Source organism: Streptomyces sp. NPDC127068 (genome assembly GCF_042724695.1).
Lineage (GTDB): Bacteria > Actinomycetota > Actinomycetes > Streptomycetales > Streptomycetaceae > Streptomyces.
This window is the reverse complement of sequence record NZ_JBHXEN010000007.1, coordinates 87000-104449: the sequence shown is the minus strand read 5'-3', so window position 1 is coordinate 104449 and position 17450 is coordinate 87000. Positions and strand designations below refer to the sequence as shown.

Annotated in this window: 15 protein-coding genes; 13 read left to right on the top strand and 2 right to left on the bottom strand. The window is 74.1% G+C overall.

Features of this window, described 5'->3' with window-relative positions:
- Positions 1-463: 463 nt before the first annotated feature.
- The 6 genes from ACFWIA_RS06285 to ACFWIA_RS06260 all read left to right on the top strand — a co-directional run bounded on the left by ACFWIA_RS06285 (position 464) and on the right by ACFWIA_RS06260 (position 6954).
- A complete protein-coding gene (locus tag ACFWIA_RS06285; protein WP_003956414.1) occupies positions 464-787 on the top strand; it encodes an integration host factor in 324 nt (107 codons plus the stop codon).
- A 38-nt stretch (positions 788-825) separates the two neighbouring features.
- The gene (gene gmk, locus ACFWIA_RS06280; RefSeq protein ID WP_387000934.1) at positions 826-1419 is read left to right on the top strand and encodes a guanylate kinase; all 594 of its coding nucleotides are present in this window, start codon (positions 826-828) and stop codon (positions 1417-1419) included.
- A 92-nt stretch (positions 1420-1511) separates the two neighbouring features.
- Positions 1512-1784, top strand: coding sequence for a DNA-directed RNA polymerase subunit omega (gene rpoZ, locus ACFWIA_RS06275; protein ID WP_005319902.1), 273 nt, complete (start codon positions 1512-1514; stop codon positions 1782-1784).
- Between the two features lie 134 nt (positions 1785-1918).
- On the top strand, positions 1919-3145 hold the full coding sequence (coaBC, locus tag ACFWIA_RS06270) for a bifunctional phosphopantothenoylcysteine decarboxylase/phosphopantothenate--cysteine ligase CoaBC (protein WP_387000932.1): 1227 nt from the start codon (positions 1919-1921) through the stop codon (positions 3143-3145).
- Positions 3146-3408: 263 nt separating this feature from the next.
- Positions 3409-4632, top strand: a complete 1224-nt coding sequence (metK, locus tag ACFWIA_RS06265) for a methionine adenosyltransferase (RefSeq protein WP_387000930.1) — start codon at positions 3409-3411, stop codon at positions 4630-4632.
- Positions 4633-4782: 150 nt separating this feature from the next.
- Positions 4783-6954, top strand: a complete 2172-nt coding sequence (locus tag ACFWIA_RS06260) for a primosomal protein N' (RefSeq protein ID WP_387000929.1) — start codon at positions 4783-4785, stop codon at positions 6952-6954.
- 135 nt (positions 6955-7089) lie between these two features.
- Here the strand turns inward: ACFWIA_RS06260 and ACFWIA_RS06255 are convergent, their stop codons facing one another.
- Positions 7090-7623, bottom strand: coding sequence for a hypothetical protein (locus ACFWIA_RS06255; RefSeq protein WP_387000927.1), 534 nt, complete (start codon positions 7621-7623; stop codon positions 7090-7092).
- A gap of 257 nt (positions 7624-7880) precedes the next feature.
- Between ACFWIA_RS06255 and fmt the strand changes: the two genes are divergently transcribed.
- From fmt to ACFWIA_RS06240, 3 genes are all read left to right on the top strand, one after another.
- Positions 7881-8813, top strand: coding sequence for a methionyl-tRNA formyltransferase (fmt, locus tag ACFWIA_RS06250; protein WP_387000925.1), 933 nt, complete (start codon positions 7881-7883; stop codon positions 8811-8813).
- Positions 8814-8960: 147 nt separating this feature from the next.
- The gene (locus tag ACFWIA_RS06245) at positions 8961-10406 is read left to right on the top strand and encodes an RsmB/NOP family class I SAM-dependent RNA methyltransferase (protein ID WP_387000922.1); all 1446 of its coding nucleotides are present in this window, start codon (positions 8961-8963) and stop codon (positions 10404-10406) included.
- Positions 10407-10520: 114 nt separating this feature from the next.
- Positions 10521-11393 (top strand): alpha/beta fold hydrolase, encoded by an 873-nt coding sequence (locus tag ACFWIA_RS06240; protein WP_387000920.1) that lies wholly within the window; start codon positions 10521-10523, stop codon positions 11391-11393.
- Positions 11394-11412: 19 nt separating this feature from the next.
- Here ACFWIA_RS06240 and ACFWIA_RS06235 read toward each other — a convergent pair whose 3' ends face one another.
- Complete coding sequence (locus ACFWIA_RS06235) at positions 11413-12111, bottom strand: HD domain-containing protein (RefSeq protein ID WP_387000918.1); 699 nt, start codon at positions 12109-12111, stop codon at positions 11413-11415.
- Between the two features lie 132 nt (positions 12112-12243).
- Here ACFWIA_RS06235 and rpe point away from each other — a divergent pair, with 132 nt between their 5' ends.
- The 4 genes from rpe to ACFWIA_RS06215 all read left to right on the top strand — a co-directional run bounded on the left by rpe (position 12244) and on the right by ACFWIA_RS06215 (position 17437).
- Positions 12244-12930 carry a ribulose-phosphate 3-epimerase gene (gene rpe / locus ACFWIA_RS06230; protein WP_387000916.1) on the top strand — a complete coding sequence of 229 codons (687 nt, stop codon included), beginning with the start codon at positions 12244-12246 and terminating at the stop codon, positions 12928-12930.
- Positions 12931-13020: 90 nt separating this feature from the next.
- The gene (locus ACFWIA_RS06225; protein ID WP_387000915.1) at positions 13021-14064 is read left to right on the top strand and encodes a sugar-binding transcriptional regulator; all 1044 of its coding nucleotides are present in this window, start codon (positions 13021-13023) and stop codon (positions 14062-14064) included.
- A gap of 175 nt (positions 14065-14239) precedes the next feature.
- On the top strand, positions 14240-15736 hold the full coding sequence (locus ACFWIA_RS06220) for an SDR family oxidoreductase (RefSeq protein WP_387000914.1): 1497 nt from the start codon (positions 14240-14242) through the stop codon (positions 15734-15736).
- Positions 15737-16063: 327 nt separating this feature from the next.
- Positions 16064-17437 carry a cryptochrome/photolyase family protein gene (locus ACFWIA_RS06215; RefSeq protein ID WP_387000912.1) on the top strand — a complete coding sequence of 458 codons (1374 nt, stop codon included), beginning with the start codon at positions 16064-16066 and terminating at the stop codon, positions 17435-17437.
- Positions 17438-17450: the final 13 nt, after the last annotated feature.

Sequence of the window (17450 nt, the reverse complement as noted above, 5' to 3'; positions counted from 1 at the left end):
GCCCCGCGGCCGGGTGGCGCACCCGGTCCGCGGGGCGCGCCGTCCGGCTGGTGATCCCTCCCGCTTCGCCCGGTTCGGGGTTCGCCGGCCGGGGCGGCTCCCGGGGGCGGATCGGGAGCCGGGCGGGTGGTTGTAGAGGGCCGGTTTCGGTGCGGCGGGGGGTGGGCAGTCTTCGGATTTCGGCTTCGTGCGCGCCCTTCGCGACCCGCCGAGGTGGGGTGTCCTTCTGAAAGAGTTCTCAGAAATGGGGTTTGTTTGCCCCGAAATGTCAGGCTCGATCAAGGCTGACCAGGAGTTTTCCGCTGTTCTCGCTGACTCTCGGGGTCCTGGCCGCTAGTCTCCGTCGAGAGCGGACGGGCAAGCGCGTTGCTCGTTGCTCCCCAGGTGTGGGGCGACTAGGTTCCTCACCGGACTGCTGTACCTGACAGACATCCGACAGTTCGACATCCGAGGTGACGTAGGCGTGGCTCTTCCGCCCCTTACCCCTGAACAGCGCGCAGCTGCGCTCGAAAAGGCCGCCGCGGCTCGCCGGGAGCGGGCCGAGGTCAAGAATCGACTCAAGCACTCCGGAGCCTCCCTCCACGAGGTCATCAAGCAGGGCCAGGAGAACGACGTCATCGGCAAGATGAAGGTCTCCGCCCTCCTCGAATCCCTGCCGGGCGTCGGGAAGGTCCGTGCCAAGCAGATCATGGAGCGGCTCGGCATCTCCGAGAGCCGGCGCGTCCGGGGGCTCGGCTCCAACCAGATCGCGTCGCTGGAGCGCGAGTTCGGCGGCGGTCCCGCCTGAGGTGCTCGGGCACCCCCGAGAACCTGGATAATTGCTCCATGGCTGCAACATCCCGGGGGACGTCCCCCGTACCCCCGGACGTACGTCCGCGGCTGACCGTGCTCTCCGGCCCCTCCGGGGTCGGCAAGAGCACGGTCGTCGCTCATATGCGCAAGGAACACCCCGACGTCTGGCTCTCGGTCTCGGCCACCACGCGGGGCCCCCGGCCGGGCGAGCAGCACGGTGTGCAGTACTTCTTCGTCACCGACGAGGAGTTCGACAAGCTGATCGCCAACGGGGAACTGCTGGAGTGGGCCGAGTTCGCGGGCAACCGCTACGGCACCCCCCGCGGAGCCGTCCAGGAACGACTGGCCGCCGGGGAACCGGTGCTCCTGGAGATCGACCTCCAGGGGGCCCGACTGGTGCGGGAGTCCATGCCGGACGCCCAGCTGGTGTTCCTCGCGCCCCCGTCGTGGGAGGAACTGGTCCGCCGCCTCACCGGCCGCGGCACGGAGCCCCCCGAGGTCATCGAGCGCCGGCTCGAAGCCGCCCGGGTCGAACTGGCCGCCGAGTCGGAGTTCGACACCACCCTGGTCAACACCTCCGTCAAGGACGTGGCCAGTGAGCTGCTAGCCTTGATGAACGTCGTGTGATCTTCACTGATCCCGTACCGTCTTTTCCCTCAGGCTTCCCGTACGCCCCGTCACCGAGGAAGACGCGGAAGCCCCCCATCGGAAGGTAGAGCGTGTCCTCTTCCATCACCGCGCCCGAGGGCATCATCAACCCGCCGATCGACGAGTTGCTTGAGGCCACCGACTCCAAGTACAGCCTGGTGATCTACGCGGCCAAGCGTGCCCGCCAGATCAACGCGTACTACTCCCAGCTCGGCGAGGGCCTGCTGGAGTACGTCGGTCCGCTCGTCGACACCCACGTCCACGAGAAGCCGCTCTCGATCGCCCTGCGCGAGATCAACGCGGGCCTGCTGACCTCCGAGGCCATCGAAGGCCCCGCGCAGTAGCCACCCACCGCTTCACCCGTCACGGGCCCGGCAGCGACGCTGCCGGGCCCGTGGTGTCTCATGGAGGCGTAAGCGCACCACCACCAGGAGCGCACGGCGGCACCGGCCGTGCGCGAGCCGAGTCGGGGAGACACATGAACAAGGCGGCCAGGCCCAGGGTCGTGCTGGGGGTCAGCGGCGGCATCGCGGCGTACAAGGCGTGCGAGCTGCTGCGCCGGCTCACCGAATCCGGGCACGAGGTGCGGGTGGTCCCCACCGAGGCCGCACTCCACTTCGTCGGGGCCGCCACCTGGTCCGCGCTGTCCGGGCAGCCCGTCGCCACCGAGGTGTGGGACGACGTCCACGAGGTGCCGCACGTCCGCATCGGACAGGGCGCCGACCTCGTCGTGGTGGCCCCCGCCACCACCGACCTGCTCGCCAAGGCCGCCCACGGCCTCGCCGACGACCTGCTCACCAACACCCTGCTCACCGCGCGCTGCCCGGTGGTCTTCGCGCCCGCCATGCACACCGAGATGTGGGAGCACCCCGCCACCCAGGAGAACGTGGCCACCCTGCGCCGGCGCGGAGCGCTCGTCATCGAGCCCGCCGTCGGACGGCTCACCGGCGTCGACACGGGCAAGGGGCGGCTGCCCGACCCGGGCGAGATCTACGAGGTCTGTCGTCGGGTCCTCGCCCGGGGCGTGCGCGAGCCCGACCTCACCGGACGGCACGTCGTCGTCAGCGCCGGGGGGACCCGGGAGCCCCTGGACCCGGTGCGCTTCCTCGGCAACCGTTCCTCCGGCAAGCAGGGCTACGCACTCGCCCGGGCCGCCGCCGCCCGGGGCGCCCGGGTCACCCTGGTCGCCGCCCACGCGGCCCTGCCCGATCCGGCGGGCGTCGACCTGGTGCGGGTGGGCAGCGCCGCCCAGCTCCACGAGGCCGTCCTCAAGGCCGCCGCCACCGCCGACGCCGTGGTCATGGCCGCCGCGGTGGCCGACTTCCGGCCCGCCGCCTACGCCCCCGGCAAGATCAAGAAGCGGGACGGCCAGGAGCCCGACCCCATCGCCCTGGTACGGAATCCAGACATTCTCGCGGGCATTTCCCAGCAGCGGGCCCGCCCCGGCCAGGTGGTCGTCGGCTTCGCCGCCGAGACCGAGGACGTCCTCGACAACGGGCGCGCCAAGCTCCGCCGCAAGGGCTGTGACCTGCTCGTCGTCAACGAGGTCGGCGAGCGCAAGACCTTCGGGGCGGACGAGAGCGAAGCCGTGGTGCTGGGCGCCGACGGCAGCGAGACACCCGTGCCCTTCGGGCCGAAGGAAGCCCTGGCCGACACCGTGTGGGATCTGGTGGTGGCCCGGTTCCCCGGCGCGCCCCACCAGTGACCCGGGCATCCTGCGCGACAATCGTCCGAGCTCGCCGTCCGGGCGCCCGGAACCCGCTCATCCGGAGGGAGGCGCTCTGGTGGAGAGGGACGGCCGTGCACCAGAATGCCGGTGCCGCAGGTCACAGGGCTTCCATGTGGCGAGACACGTGACCCGATCGGCGAGCACGACCGATAAACTGATGACGGACCGCCCCCGGGTGCAGCCTCCGGAGGGGGTCCGACCATGAACAGCCAGCAGCCGCTGCAACCACAGGGAGCGATGTGTCCCGCCGTCTCTTCACCTCGGAGTCCGTGACCGAGGGTCACCCCGACAAGATCGCCGACCAGATCAGCGACACCATTCTCGACGCGCTTCTGCGGGAGGACCCGACATCCCGGGTCGCCGTGGAAACGCTGATCACCACCGGCCTGGTCCATGTGGCCGGCGAGGTCACGACCAAGGCGTACGCGCCCATCGCGCAGCTCGTCCGTGACACGATCCTGGGCATCGGTTACGACTCCTCGAAGAAGGGCTTCGACGGCGCGTCCTGCGGCGTCTCGGTCTCCATCGGCGCGCAGTCGCCCGACATCGCGCAGGGCGTCGACACGGCGTACGAGTCGCGGGTCGAGGCCGGTGCCGACGGCAAGGAACTCGACGCGCTGGACCAGCAGGGCGCCGGCGACCAGGGCCTCATGTTCGGGTACGCCTGCGACGAGACCCCCGAGCTGATGCCGCTGCCCATCCACCTGGCGCACCGCCTGTCACGGCGCCTGTCCGAGGTCCGCAAGAACGGGACCATCCCGTACCTGCGGCCCGACGGCAAGACCCAGGTCACCATCGAGTACGACGGCGACAAGGCCGTCCGCCTCGACACGGTCGTCGTCTCCTCGCAGCACGCCTCCGACATCGACCTGGAGTCGCTGCTCGCGCCCGACATCCGCGAGTTCGTGGTGGAGCCCGAGCTGAAGGCGCTCCTGGACGACGGCATCAAGCTGGAGACCGAGGGCTACCGCCTGTTGGTCAACCCGACCGGGCGCTTCGAGATCGGCGGCCCCATGGGCGACGCCGGCCTCACCGGCCGCAAGATCATCATCGACACCTACGGCGGGTACGCCCGGCACGGCGGCGGCGCCTTCTCGGGCAAGGACCCGTCCAAGGTCGACCGCTCCGCCGCGTACGCGATGCGCTGGGTCGCCAAGAACGTCGTCGCGGCCGGGCTCGCCGCCCGCTGCGAGGTCCAGGTCGCCTACGCCATCGGCAAGGCCGAGCCCGTCGGACTCTTCATCGAGACCTTCGGCACCAACAAGGTCGACACGGACCGCATCGAGAACGCGATCAGCCAGGTCTTCGACCTGCGCCCGGCCGCGATCATCCGCGATCTGGACCTGCTGCGCCCGATCTACGCCCAGACCGCGGCGTACGGGCACTTCGGCCGTGAGCTGCCGGACTTCACCTGGGAGCGCACCGACCGGGTCGACGCCCTGCGCGCCGCCGCCGGGCTGTGATCCCGGTCCGCCCGCTCCGACCGCTCTGACCGTCCGACGAGGGCCGGTCGCCGTACCCCGGCGGCCGGCCCTCGTCGCACGTCCCGCCCGCCCGGTCGGGGCACCCCGACGGCCCGCCCGCTGTCGGTGGCGTCTGGTAGGAATGCGGGTGTGAGCAGCGGAAACCACGGCGGGACCGAGCCCGGTGACGGCACGGGGGAGACGACCCCCGCCCCGCCGGAGCAACTCGCCCTGATCCGCGACACGGTCCGCAAGGCGAAGGTCCCCCGGGCCAAGCCGCGCACCTGGCGGGGCGCCGCCCTGGCCGGGGACCTCCCGGTGGCCCGCGTCCTGGTCGACAAGGGCGTCCTCCACCTGGACCGCTACTTCGACTACGCCGTCCCCGAGGAACTCGACGCCCAGGCCCAGCCCGGCGTCCGGGTCCGGGTCCGGTTCGGTGCCGGCCGCGGCCAGGTCCAAGGCGGCCGGCGGGAGGGCGGCGGCCTGATCGACGGTTTCCTCATCGCCCGGCTCGCCGCCTCCGACTACGCCGGCCCGCTCGCCGCACTCGCCCAGGTGGTGTCCCCCGAACCGGTCCTCGGGCCGGAGTTGCTGGCCCTCTGCCGGGCCGTCGCCGACCGCTACGCGGGCAGCCTCGCCGACGTCCTGCAACTGGCCGTCCCCCCGCGCAACGCCCGCGCCGAGAAGCGCCCCTCGCCCGAGCCGCTGCCCCCGCCCCCCGTACCCTCCCCGGGTTCCTGGGAGCGGTACGCCCAGGGCCCCGCCTTCCTGCGCGCCCTCGCGGACGGCGGCGCCCCCCGGGCGGTCTGGACCGCACTGCCCGGACCCGGCTGGGCCGAAGAGGTCGCCCGGGCCGTCGCCGCCGCCCTGGCCTCGGGCCGCGGCGCCCTGGTCGTCGTCCCCGATGGACGGGTCGTCGCCCGGGTGGACGCGGCGCTGACGGCCCTGCTCGGTCCCGGACGGCATGCGGTGCTCACCGCCGAGGCGGGGCCCGAGAAGCGGTACGCCCAGTGGCTCGCCGTCCGGCGCGGCGCGGTGCGGGCCGTCGTCGGGACCCGGGCGGCGATGTTCGCGCCGGTACGTGACCTCGGGCTGGTCGTGCTCTGGGACGACGGCGACTCCAGCCACAGCGAACAGCACGCCCCCCAGCCGCACGCCCGCGAGGTGCTGCTGCTGCGGGCCGCCAGCGCGGGGTGCGGGTTCCTCCTCGGGGACGTCGGCTGCACGGTCGAGGCCGCACAACTCGTCGCGACCGGCTGGGCCCGCCCCCTGTCGGCCGACCGGGCCCGGGTGCGGGCCGCCGCGCCGCTGGTGCGCACGGTGGGGGACGCCGACCTCGCCCGCGACGAGGCCGCCCGGGCCGCCCGGCTGCCCTCGGTGGCCTGGCAGGTGGCCCGGGAGGGGCTGACCCGGGGGCCGGTCCTGGTCCAGGTGCCGCGCCGCGGGTACGTGCCCCGGCTCGCCTGCGAACGGTGCCGGGAACCCGCCCGCTGTCGCCACTGCGCGGGGCCGTTGGAGGCGCGGGAGCGCGGGGCGCTCGGCTGCGCCTGGTGCGGACGTGAGGAGTCCCGCTGGCACTGTCCCGCGTGCGGTTCCTTCCGGCTGCGGGCACAGATCGTGGGGGCCCGTCGGACCGCCGAGGAACTGGGACGGGCGTTCCCCGCCGTTCCGGTGCGGACCTCCGGACGGGAGCAGGTGCTCGACACCGTGCCGGACGTTCCGGCACTGGTCGTCAGCACCCCCGGGGCCGAACCGGTCGCCGAGGGCGGGTACGCGGCGGCGCTGCTCCTCGACGGCTGGGCGATGCTCTCCCGACCCGATCTGCGGGCCGGTGAGCAGGCGCTGCGGCGCTGGCTCGGTGCGAGCGCCCTGGTCCGCGCACAGGACGCGGGCGGAACGGTCGTGGTGGTCGCCGAGCCGACGCTGCGGCCGGTGCAGGCACTGGTGCGGTGGGACCCGGTCGGCCACGCGGTACGGGAGCTGGGGGAGCGGGCCGAGCTGGAGTTCCCCCCGGTGTCGCGGATGGCGTCCGTGGCCGGTCCGGGGGAAGCCGTCGCCGGTTTCCTCGCGGCCCTGGAGCTGCCCGCCGAAGCCGTGGTGCTCGGCCCGGTGCCGGTGCCCGCTCCGGGCGGTGCGCCCGGGCGTCCGGGGGCTGAACCGCCGACGGGGGAGCCGTGGGAGCGGGCCCTGCTGCGGGTGCCGCCGGGCAGCGGCGCGGCGCTCGCCGCGGCGTTGAAGTCCGCTCAGGCCGCGCGGATGGCGCGGGGCGGCGCGGGCGGGCCCCGGGTGCAGGTGCGGATGGACCCGCCGGACATCGGCTGAGGCGGGCCCGTCCGCCCGGGCCCGCCCCAGCCGATGTGCGTGCTGCGTCCGTCGTGGGAGTTCTCGTGGTTCGTCGTTCGGGAGCCGTCCGGGGCAGTCGGGCCGGGTCAGTCGGGCCGGGCCAGCCGTTGCGGGTCAGCCGCTGCGGGGACCGGGGAAGGCCGGCGGCCGGGGGTCGTCCCGCAGCGCCGGGCTCCCCCCGATCGGCTGGGTCGGCAGCGCACGGGCCGCCGGCACGGTGGGCAGCGGGCCGGCCACGTGCACGGGCCGGGCACCCGCTGACTCCTGACCCCGTTCGGCCTCGGCGGCGGCCTGCGCGGCGGCCCGCCGCGCACCGTAGCGCCGGTGCACCGCCTGCTTGGTCACGCCCAGCGCCGAGCCCACCGCGTCCCAGGAGAAGCCGAGCGACCGGTCGAAGTCCACCGCGGCGGTGACCAGGGTCTCGACGCTGTCCCGCAACTCCTGCGCGAGACGGACGGTGGGCGCGGGAGCACGCCCGTAGACGACGAAGCCCGTGGAGGGGCCCGAGCGGCGCGGGCGGTAGACGTTGCCCAGTTGGGCGGTGAGCGTACGCAGGGCGTCCACCTGTCGGCGGACCCGCTCGATGTCCCGCACCAGCAGGTGCAGGCTGGCCCGTGCCTGTGCGTCGTGGGTTGCGTGGTCGGCCATCAGACAAGCCTCTCGAACCGGCGGTGTGAAGGGGGTGACCGGGCCCGTGTGGGTGGCCCGGCGGTCAACGCTGTCTTGACCAACGCGCCACGCCTGGAGTGGTCACGGTGCTGGGGCGTGCGATATGTGAGATGGGGCGCACGGCTCGACGTACGCCCCCGGCGTGCCCCTGCCCGGCCGCCCCTACACTGGTGCGTTGCTCCCCGAGCACGCGCCGTGCACGCAGAGAACCCCGCCCGAGAGGCCGAACGCCACCGATGAAGCTCGTCTTCGCAGGCACCCCCGAGGTCGCCGTCCCCGCCCTTGACGCCCTGATCGCCTCCGACCGGCACGAGGTGGCCGCCGTCGTCACCCGCCCCGACGCCCCCGCCGGACGGGGTCGCCGACTGGTCGCGAGCCCCGTCGCCGAGCGCGCCGAGGAGGCCGGGATCGAGGTGTTGAAGCCGGTCAGGCCCCGGGACGAGGACTTCCTCGCCCGGCTACGGGAGATCGCCCCCGACTGCTGCCCCGTCGTCGCCTACGGCGCCCTGCTGCCCCGGGTGGCCCTGGACGTCCCCGCCCGCGGCTGGGTCAACCTGCACTTCTCGCTGCTGCCCGCCTGGCGCGGCGCGGCCCCCGTCCAGCACGCGGTCATGGCGGGCGACGAGATCACCGGTGCCTCGACCTTCCTGATCGAGGAGGGGCTCGACTCGGGACCCGTCTACGGCACGGTCACCGAGCGGGTGCGGCCCACCGACACCAGCGGTGACCTCCTCACCCGACTCGCCTTCGCGGGCGGCGGACTGCTCGCCGCGACCATGGACGGCATCGCCGACGGCGCCCTCCAGGCCGTGCCGCAGCCCGCCGACGGGGTCAGTCTCGCGCCGAAGATCACCGTCGAGGACGCCCGGGTCGACTGGTCGGCCCCCGCCCTGCGGGTGGACCGGGTGGTCCGCGGCTGCACCCCCGCCCCCGGCGCCTGGACCGTCTTCCGGGGCGAACGCCTCAAGCTCATCCAGGTCGCCCTCGCGCCCGACCGGACCGACCTCGCCCCCCGGGACCTCGCCGTCGGCAAGAACAGCGTGCACGTCGGCAGCGGCTCGCACGCCGTGCAACTGCTGTGGGTCCAGGCCCAGGGCAAGAAGCCGATGCGGGCCGCCGACTGGGCCCGGGGCGCCCGGATCGCGGCGGGCGAGCGGCTCGACGCCTGACCCGTCCCCACCCGGGCCGTCACCCCGGCGGTGCGGGCCCGGCGCGCGACGTAGGCTGGACGGGGCGACCCCGTCGACGTGCGCTTTCCCCGGTCGCCCCACCTGTTCGTCCCCTCCTGTTCGTCCCCTTCTCCGGAGCACCTTTTCGTGAACGATCAGCGGCGCAGGCCGACGCAGTCCCCCTCCCAGCGCTCGGGCCGGCCCTACCGGCGACCGCAGAAGGACCCCGTGCGCGTCCTCGCCTTCGACGCGCTGCGCGCCGTCGACGAGCGGGACGCCTACGCCAACCTGGTGCTGCCCCCCTTGCTGCGCAAGGCCCGGGAGCAGGGCGACTTCGACCACCGGGACGCGGCCCTCGCCACCGAGCTGGTGTACGGCACGCTGCGCCGCCAGGGCACCTACGACGCCGTGCTGGCCCAGTGCGTCGACCGGCCCCTGCGCGAGGTCGACCCGCCCGTGCTGGACGTCCTGAGCCTGGGCGCGCACCAACTCCTCGGTACCCGCATCCCCACGCACGCCGCGGTGTCGGCCTCGGTGGAGCTGGCCCGGGTCGTCCTGGGTGACGGCCGGGCGAAGTTCGTCAACGCGGTGCTGCGCAAGGCCGCCCAGCACGATCTGGACGGCTGGCTGGAGCGGGTCGCGCCGCCGTACGACGAGGACCCCGAGGACCACCTCGCCGTCGTCCACTCCCACCCGCGCTGGGTGGTGTCGGCGCTCTGGGACTCCCTGGGCGGGGGCCGGGCCGGCATCGAGGACCTGCTGGAAGCCGACAACGAACGCCCCGAGGTCACCCTCGTCGCCCGGCCCGGCCGGATCGACGTCGAGGACCTGCGCTCCGGGCTGGCCGCCGAGGGGGCCGTGGCGGGCCGCTGGTCGCCGTACGCGGTACGGCTCACCGAGGGCGGGGAGCCCGGCGCGCTGGAGGCCGTCCGGGAGGGCCGGGCCGGAGTGCAGGACGAGGGCAGCCAACTCGTCGCGCTCGCCCTGGCCGACGCACCGGTCGACGGCCGGGACGAGAAGTGGCTCGACGCGTGCGCAGGACCGGGCGGCAAGGCGGCGCTGCTCGCCGGGCTCGCGGCCGAGCGGGGCGCCGTGCTCGTCGCCGCCGAGAAGCAGCCGCACCGGGCCGGTCTGGTGGCCCGCTCGCTCGCCGGGAATCCCGGTCCCTACCAGGTGATCACCGCCGACGGCACCCGGCCGCCGTGGCGACCGGGCAGCTTCGACCGGGTCCTCGTGGACGTGCCCTGCACCGGGCTCGGCGCGCTGCGCCGCCGTCCGGAGGCCCGGTGGCGTCGCCGCCCGGAGGACCTGGCCGGGTTCGCGCCCCTGCAACGCGCGCTGCTGGAGCGGGCGTTGGAGTCGGTCCGGGTCGGCGGGGTCGTCGGGTACGCGACCTGTTCGCCGCACCTCGCGGAGACCCGTGCGGTGGTGGACGATGTGCTGCGCGGTGCCGGCGCGGACGCCGAACTCATCGACGCGCGCCCGCTGGTGCCCGGCGTGCCGAGCATCGGTGAGGGGCCCGACGTCCAGTTGTGGCCGCACCTGCACGGCACCGACGCGATGTACCTGGCGCTGATCCGCCGCACCGGCTGACCCCACGACGCCCCCTTCCCGAGCACACCGCACGGGAAGGGGGCATCGCGCGGTGTCCATGCGATACGATACGTCTCGTCTTGCAGGGATGGTGCTCGGCACAGTGGAGGAACGATGAGTGAACGCTTCGTCGACGTGGCGCCCGGGGTGCGGCTGTGGACGCAGCAGCGGGGGCCCGTCGACGCCCCCGTGCTGTTGCTGGTCATGGGCGCGGGGGCGTCCGGGCTGGGCTGGCCGGACGAGCTGGTGGACCTGCTGGCGGCCCGACACCGGGTGATCCGCTACGACCACCGCGACACCGGTCGCTCCACCTGGTCGTTCGACGAGGACCCCTACCCCCTCACCGCGCTGGCCGAGGACGCCGTTCGCGTCCTCGACGCCCTCGGGGTCGCCCGTGCGCACGTCGTCGGCATGTCGTTGGGCGGCATGCTCACCCAGTTGCTCCTCGCCGACCACCCCGACCGGCTGCTGAGTGCCACCCTGATCGGCACCGGCGCCCTCAGCGAACTGCCCTACACGCACCCCGACGGCACCCGGACGCCCCCGGAGGAGCTTCCCGCCATCGCCCCCGAGGTGCTGGAGGTGTGGTCCCGCCCGGCGGAGCGCCGGGACCTGGAGGCGGAGCTGGACCACCGCGTCGCACACTGGCGGCTCCTGGGCGGCGACCTCCTTCCGTTCGACCCGGAGTACACCCGCGACCTGGAACGGAGGGTCATCGCCCACACCGGGCACCACGCCCCCAGCACCGCCCACGCCCGGGCCGACTACGCCGGCATGGTCCGCACCGAGCAGCTCGCGCGGACCACCGTGCCCACCCTCGCCGTCGCCGCCCCGGCCGAACCGGTCTACCCGCCGCCGCACGCCCACCACCTGGGTCAGGTGATCAGGGGGGCGCGCGTGGTGGAGGTCCCTGGCATGGGACACGCCCTCCCGCGCCCGGTGCACGCTCCCCTCGCCGCGGCGATCCTGGAGCACACCGACCGGTGAGGCGCGCGCCCCGGCGCGGTCACTCGGGCCAGGGCGAACCCTGGATGACCTGCACGAAGTCGCCGGGCGTGAAATCGGGCACGAAGTGGCGCAGCACGTCCGCCTTGACGTTGCCGAAGGTCGTCTCCGGCTTCGGGGCGATGCCCTCGGTGAACGCGCGGAGGATCTCCTGCTTGAAGCCGGGCCGCGGGTGGGCGGCGGTCACCGCCTCCCGGACCGCGTCCGTCAGGTCGTGGTAGCCGAGGCCCAGGACGTCGTACTCGACCCCCGCCGTCACCAGGGCGACCTCGGGCTCCAGGTGCTCCGGGATGCCGGGGGTGGTGTGCAGCGCGATCGCCGTCCAGACGCGCCGCACACTGTCCTCGGGGAGCCCGTGACCGCGCAGGAAGTCACGGGCCGCGTCGGCGCCGTCCACCTCGAAACGACGGCCGCTGGAGCGGTACGCCTCGCCCAAGCCGATGTCGTGGAACATCGCCGCGACGTAGAGCAGCTCCGGATCGAAGCCCAGCCCGCGGCGGGCCGCCTGGAGCGCACCGAAGAAGTACACCCGGCGCGAGTGGTGGTAGATGAGGTCGTCGGTGGTGTCCCGGACCAATTCCGTCGCCGCCGCCGCGACCGGGGTGTCCGGAACGCGCACCCCGGCGACCTCCCCGGGCGCGTCCCGCCCGTCCTGCCCGCCGTGCTCGCGGTACCCGGCGTGTTCCTGCGCGTTCGTCATCCCGTTCGCTCCCTCGGTCCGGGGTCGTGGGCCGTCGGGTCGGACGGCCCGACGGCCGGGTCCGGCGCCGGGCGGGCCGTCCCGGAACGGACCGGGGCGAACAACCGCCGCCCGGCATGGCAGTCTTGGACCATGGCCGTGCAGATCAATCCCAGTATTCTCTCCGCAGACTTCGCCCGCCTCGCCGACGAGGCCCGTGCGGTGGACGGCGCCGACTGGCTCCACGTCGACGTGATGGACAACCACTTCGTCCCCAACCTCACCTTGGGCGTTCCCGTCGTGGAGTCCCTGGCACGGGCCACGGACATCCCGCTCGACTGCCACCTCATGATCGAGGACCCCGACCGCTGGGCCCCGCAGTACGTGGAGGCGGGCGCGGGGTCCGTCACCTTCCACGCGGAGGCCGCGGCGGCGCCCGTGCGGCTGGCCCGTGAGATCCGAGCCAAGGGCGCCCGCGCGTCCATGGCACTCAAACCGGCCACCCCCGTCGAGCCCTACGAGGACCTCCTCCCGGAACTCGACATGCTGCTGATCATGACCGTCGAACCCGGCTTCGGAGGGCAGTCGTTCCTCGACATCATGCTGCCCAAGATCCGGCGCACCCGGCAGCTGATCGCCAAGCACGGGCTTGAGCTGTGGCTCCAGATCGACGGCGGAGTCTCGGCCACCACCATCGAGCGCTGCGCCGAGGCCGGAGCGGACGTCTTCGTCGCGGGCTCCGCCGTCTACGGCGCCGATGACCCCGCGGACGCCGTACGCGGACTGCGCACCCTGGCGGAGTCGGCCATCGCCGGCGGCGCCCGGTCGTGCGACCACTGAGCCACCGGTACGTGAAGGGCGTTTCATCCGAGCTGATCGGTCGGGCCGCATCTGCGAGGATGAACCGCGAAACCCAGGTCGTGAGCAGAAGTGAACAGCAGTGAGGAGATCGCCTTGACTGGCTTCTCGGCGGGCCGATCGGCCATGCGGATGGGACCCGCTGAGCTGGTGCAGGCCGCCGCCATGGCGCGCCGTTTCTACCTGGAGGGCAAGTCCAAGATCCAGATCGCTGAGGAGTTCGGCGTCAGCCGCTTCAAAGTGGCACGGGTCCTGGAGACCGCCCTCGAACGGGATCTCGTCCGGATCGAGATCCGGGTGCCCGCCGAACTGGACGCGGAGCGCTCCGACGCGCTGCGCGCCCGCTACGGCCTGCGGCACGCCGTGGTCGTCGAGTCGCCCGACGAGGCGGAGGAGTCGCCCGACCCGGAGAACCTCGGCGAGGTCGCCGCGGACCTCCTCGGCGAACTGGTGGCGGAGGGGGACGTCCTCGGACTCGCCTGGGGGCGCTCGACCATCCACATGGCCGCCGCCCTCGACCGGCTGCCGCAGTGCACGGTCGTCCAGCTGACCGGTGTCTACGACGCGGGGACGGCGGAGCGCGGCTCCGTCGAGGCGGTTCGCCGGGCCGCGCAGGTCTCCGGCGGCGACGCCCACCCGATCTACGCACCGATGCTGCTGCCCGACGCGGCCACCGCCACCGCGCTGCGGAACCAGACCGGGATCGCGCGCGCCTTCGAGTACTTCGACAAGGTGACCGTCGCCTGCGTCTCCATCGGCTCCTGGGAGCCCGGCATCTCCACCGTGCACGACATGCTCACCGACGAGGAGCGCGGACACTACGCCTCGCTCGGCGTCGCCGCGGAGATGTCCGCCCACCTGTTCGACTCGGACGGGCGGCGGGTCGGCCGCGACCTGGGGGAGCGGTGCATCACCGTCGAGGCGGACCGCCTCCGACGGATCCCCGAGGTCATAGCGATCGCCGGCGGACGGCGGAAGGCCGCCGCGATCGACGCCGTCCTGCGTTCCGGACTGGTCACCAGCCTGGTGACCGACACCGCTGCCGCCGACCTGCTGATGGCGGCGGGCGGCCCGCCGTCGCCGGCACTGGACCGCAGGGACCCCGACAGCGAGTAGCCCCGGGGCACGGGCGCCCGTCGCACACGCAGCCGACGAGGGCCCGCGCCCCTTTCGGGGGCGCTCCGGTGGGTGACCCGCCGCGCGGCGTGGTGGGCTGGTCGCACCGCACCCGCGGCCGGTGCATCCACGAGGGGTGCCCGGGGCGAAGCCGGGGTGAGGTCGGGAGGTCGCTGTGGCAGTGCGCAGTCTGGTCACCGGGGCCAGCGGATACATCGGGGGACGACTCGTCCCCGAGCTGCTCGACGCCGGGCACCGGGTGCGCTGCATGGCCCGCGACCCCGCCGTGCTGCGCGACCACCCCTGGGCGGACCGGGTGGAACCGGTCCGGGCGGACGTCACCGACCCCGACACCCTGACCGCCGCCCTGCGCGACGTCGACATCGCCTACTACCTGGTCCACACCATGGGCAGCGGCTCCCGGTTCGAACGCACCGACCGCGCGGCGGCCCACGCCTTCGGCGAACACGCCCGCGCGGCCGGCGTCCGCCGCATCGTCTACCTCGGCGGCCTCACCCCCGCGGGGGTCCCGGACCGCGAACTCTCGCCGCACCTGCGCTCCCGCGCCGAGGTCGGCCGCATCCTGCTGGACTCCGGCGTCCCCACGACGGTGCTCCGGGCCGCCGTCATCATCGGCTCCGGCTCCGCCTCCTTCGAGATGCTGCGCTACCTGACCGAGCGCCTCCCGGTCATGGTCACCCCCAGCTGGGTCAGCACCCGGGTCCAGCCCATCGCCGTCCGGGACGTCCTGCGGTACCTCGTGGGCAGCGCCGAGATGCCCGACGACGTCAACCGCGCCTTCGACCTCGGCGGGCCGGACATCATGACGTACCGCGAGATGATGACCCGGTACGCGGCCGTCGCCGGACTCCCGCACCGGCTGATCCTGCCGGTGCCCATGTTGTCGCCGGGACTGTCCAGCCACTGGATCGGGCTGGTCACCCCCGTCCCCCGGACCATCGCCCGCCCGCTCGCCGAGTCGCTGCGCCACGAGGTCGTCCGCCAGGACCACGACATCACCCGGTACGTGACCGACCCCCCGGGGCACCCGCTGCCCTTCGACACCGCGCTCACCCTGGCGCTGCGCCGGGTCCGCGAGGCCGACGTGGTGACCCGCTGGTCGTCCGCCGCGACGCCAGGCGTGCCCAGCGACCCGCTGCCCACCGACCCCGACTGGGCCGGCGGCAGCCTCTACACGGACCGGCGCGAGACAACGGTCGACGCCTCGCCCGCCGAGCTGTGGCGGGTCGTCGAGGGCATCGGCGGGGACAACGGCTGGTACTCCTTCCCCTTGGCCTGGGCGGTGCGCGGCTGGCTGGACCGGTTGGTCGGCGGCGTCGGACTCAGCCGGGGCCGCCGGGACGCGGCCCGGCTGCGCGCCGGGGACTCCCTCGACTTCTGGCGGGTGGAAGCGATCGAACCGGGCCGGCTGCTCCGGCTGCGCGCCGAGATGCGGTTGCCCGGGCTCGCCTGGTTGGAGATGACCGTCGACCGCACCGAGGACGGGCGCACCCGCTACCGGCAACGCGCGCTGTTCCACCCGCACGGGCTCCTCGGGCACCTGTACTGGTGGAGTGTGTCGCCGTTCCACGCCCTGGTCTTCGGCGGGATGGTCCGCAACATCGCTCGGACCGCGGAGCGCGGTCAGCTGCGTGCGGGTGCCGAGGGGTAGGGCGGCCCCGTTGCGCCGCGGCCTGTACGGGGCCCTCCGGTCGGATCCTCCCTGCGGGTCGCGGGTGGTTGCTCGCGCAGTTCCCCGCGCCCCTGACGGGTCCTGCGGCTGGAGCCTCTTGGGGGCGACCCGTGCCGGCGGTCGGAGGGCGGGGGAGCCGCAGCGGGTCGGATCAGGGGCGCGGGGAACTGCGCAACGCACCAGCGCACGCCGGCCGAACAACGCACCCGCACGGGACCGCACCCGAAGGGGACCGCGGGTGCATCCGACGCCCGCCCGCGCACCGAACCGGGCGTGTCCGACCAGCCCCGACCGAGGAGCGGCGCCATGACCGTGTCCGTCGTCCTGTTCACCTCCGACCTGCGGGTGCACGACCACCCCCCGCTGCGGGCCGCGCTCGACGCGGCCGACCAGGTCGTGCCGCTCTTCGTACGGGACCCGGGGGTGACCGAGGCCTGCTTCGCGGCGCCCAACCGGCGGGCGTTCCTCGCCGACTGCCTGACGGACCTCGACGCCGCGCTGCGCCACCGGGGCGGACGGCTGATCGTGCGCACCGGTGATCCGGTGGCCGTCGTGCGCGCGGTGATGACCGAGACGGGCGCCCGCGAGGTCCACCTCGCGGCGGGCGTCAGTGGATACGCCGCCCGTCGGGAGCACCGGCTCGCCACGGCGGTACGGGAGGCGGGCGGGCGGCTGACGGCGCACGACGCGGTCATCACCGCGCTCCCGCCGGGCGCCGTCACCCCCCAGGGCTCGGACCACTTCGCGGTCTTCACCCCGTACCACCGCCGTTGGGCCGCCGAGCAGTTGCGGCAACCGCTCGGTGCGCCCCGCAAGATCCGGGTGCCCGAGGAGGTCGGTTCCGAGGCCCTGCCCGAGCGGGCGGACGTCGAGGACGTGTCCCCCGGGCTCGCCCGGGGCGGGGAGCGCACCGGACGGGAACGGGCCACCCGCTGGCTCGGGCGGCGGCTCGCCGGCTACGAGGAGGGGCACGACGACCTGGCGGGCGACCTGACCTCACGGCTCTCCCCGCACCTGCACTTCGGGACGCTGTCCGCCATCGAACTGGTCCACCGGGCCCGGGCGGCCGGCGGGCCCGGTGCGGACGCCTTCGTACGACAACTGTGCTGGCGGGACTTCCACCACCAGGTGCTCGCGGCCCGCCCGCACACCTCGACCACCGACTACCGCGACCGGCACGACCGCTGGCGGACCGGCCCGGACGCCGAGCGGGACACCGCGGCCTGGCGGGCGGGCCGCACCGGCTACCCGGTCGTCGACGCGGCGATGCGTCAGCTCCGGCACGAGGGCTGGATGCACAACCGGGGACGGCTGCTCGCGGCCAGCTTCCTCACCAAGACCCTCTACGTCGACTGGCGGGTCGGCGCCCGGCACTTCCTGGACCTGCTGGTCGACGGGGACCTCGCCAACAACCAGCTCAACTGGCAGTGGGCCGCCGGAACCGGCACCGACACCCGTCCCGGCCGGGTGCTGAACCCGGTGCGTCAGGGCCGGCGTCTCGACCCCGACGGCAGCTACGTACGGCGCTGGGTGCCCGAACTCGCCCAGCTCGCCGGCCCGAAGGTGCACGAGCCGTGGAAGCTGACGGCCGCCGAGCGGGCCCGCTACGACTACCCGGAGCCGATCGTGGAACTGTCCGAGGGGCTGACCCGGTTCCGGGACGCCCGGGCCGACCCCTGACCCCGCCCCGGGG

Bases quoted from the DNA above. Each gene is read 5' to 3' on its own strand.
- coaBC (WP_387000932.1), top strand. From the start codon at position 1,919: ATGAACAAGGCGGCCAGGCCCAGGGTCGTGCTGGGGGTCAGCGGCGGC.
- fmt (WP_387000925.1), top strand. From the start codon at position 7,881: ATGAAGCTCGTCTTCGCAGGCACCCCCGAGGTCGCCGTCCCCGCCCTT.
- ACFWIA_RS06235 (WP_387000918.1), bottom strand. From the start codon at position 12,111: ATGACGAACGCGCAGGAACACGCCGGGTACCGCGAGCACGGCGGGCAG.
- rpe (WP_387000916.1), top strand. From the start codon at position 12,244: ATGGCCGTGCAGATCAATCCCAGTATTCTCTCCGCAGACTTCGCCCGC.
- ACFWIA_RS06240 (WP_387000920.1), top strand. From the start codon at position 10,521: ATGAGTGAACGCTTCGTCGACGTGGCGCCCGGGGTGCGGCTGTGGACG.
- gmk (WP_387000934.1), top strand. From the start codon at position 826: ATGGCTGCAACATCCCGGGGGACGTCCCCCGTACCCCCGGACGTACGT.
- ACFWIA_RS06215 (WP_387000912.1), top strand. From the start codon at position 16,064: ATGACCGTGTCCGTCGTCCTGTTCACCTCCGACCTGCGGGTGCACGAC.
- ACFWIA_RS06255 (WP_387000927.1), bottom strand. From the start codon at position 7,623: ATGGCCGACCACGCAACCCACGACGCACAGGCACGGGCCAGCCTGCAC.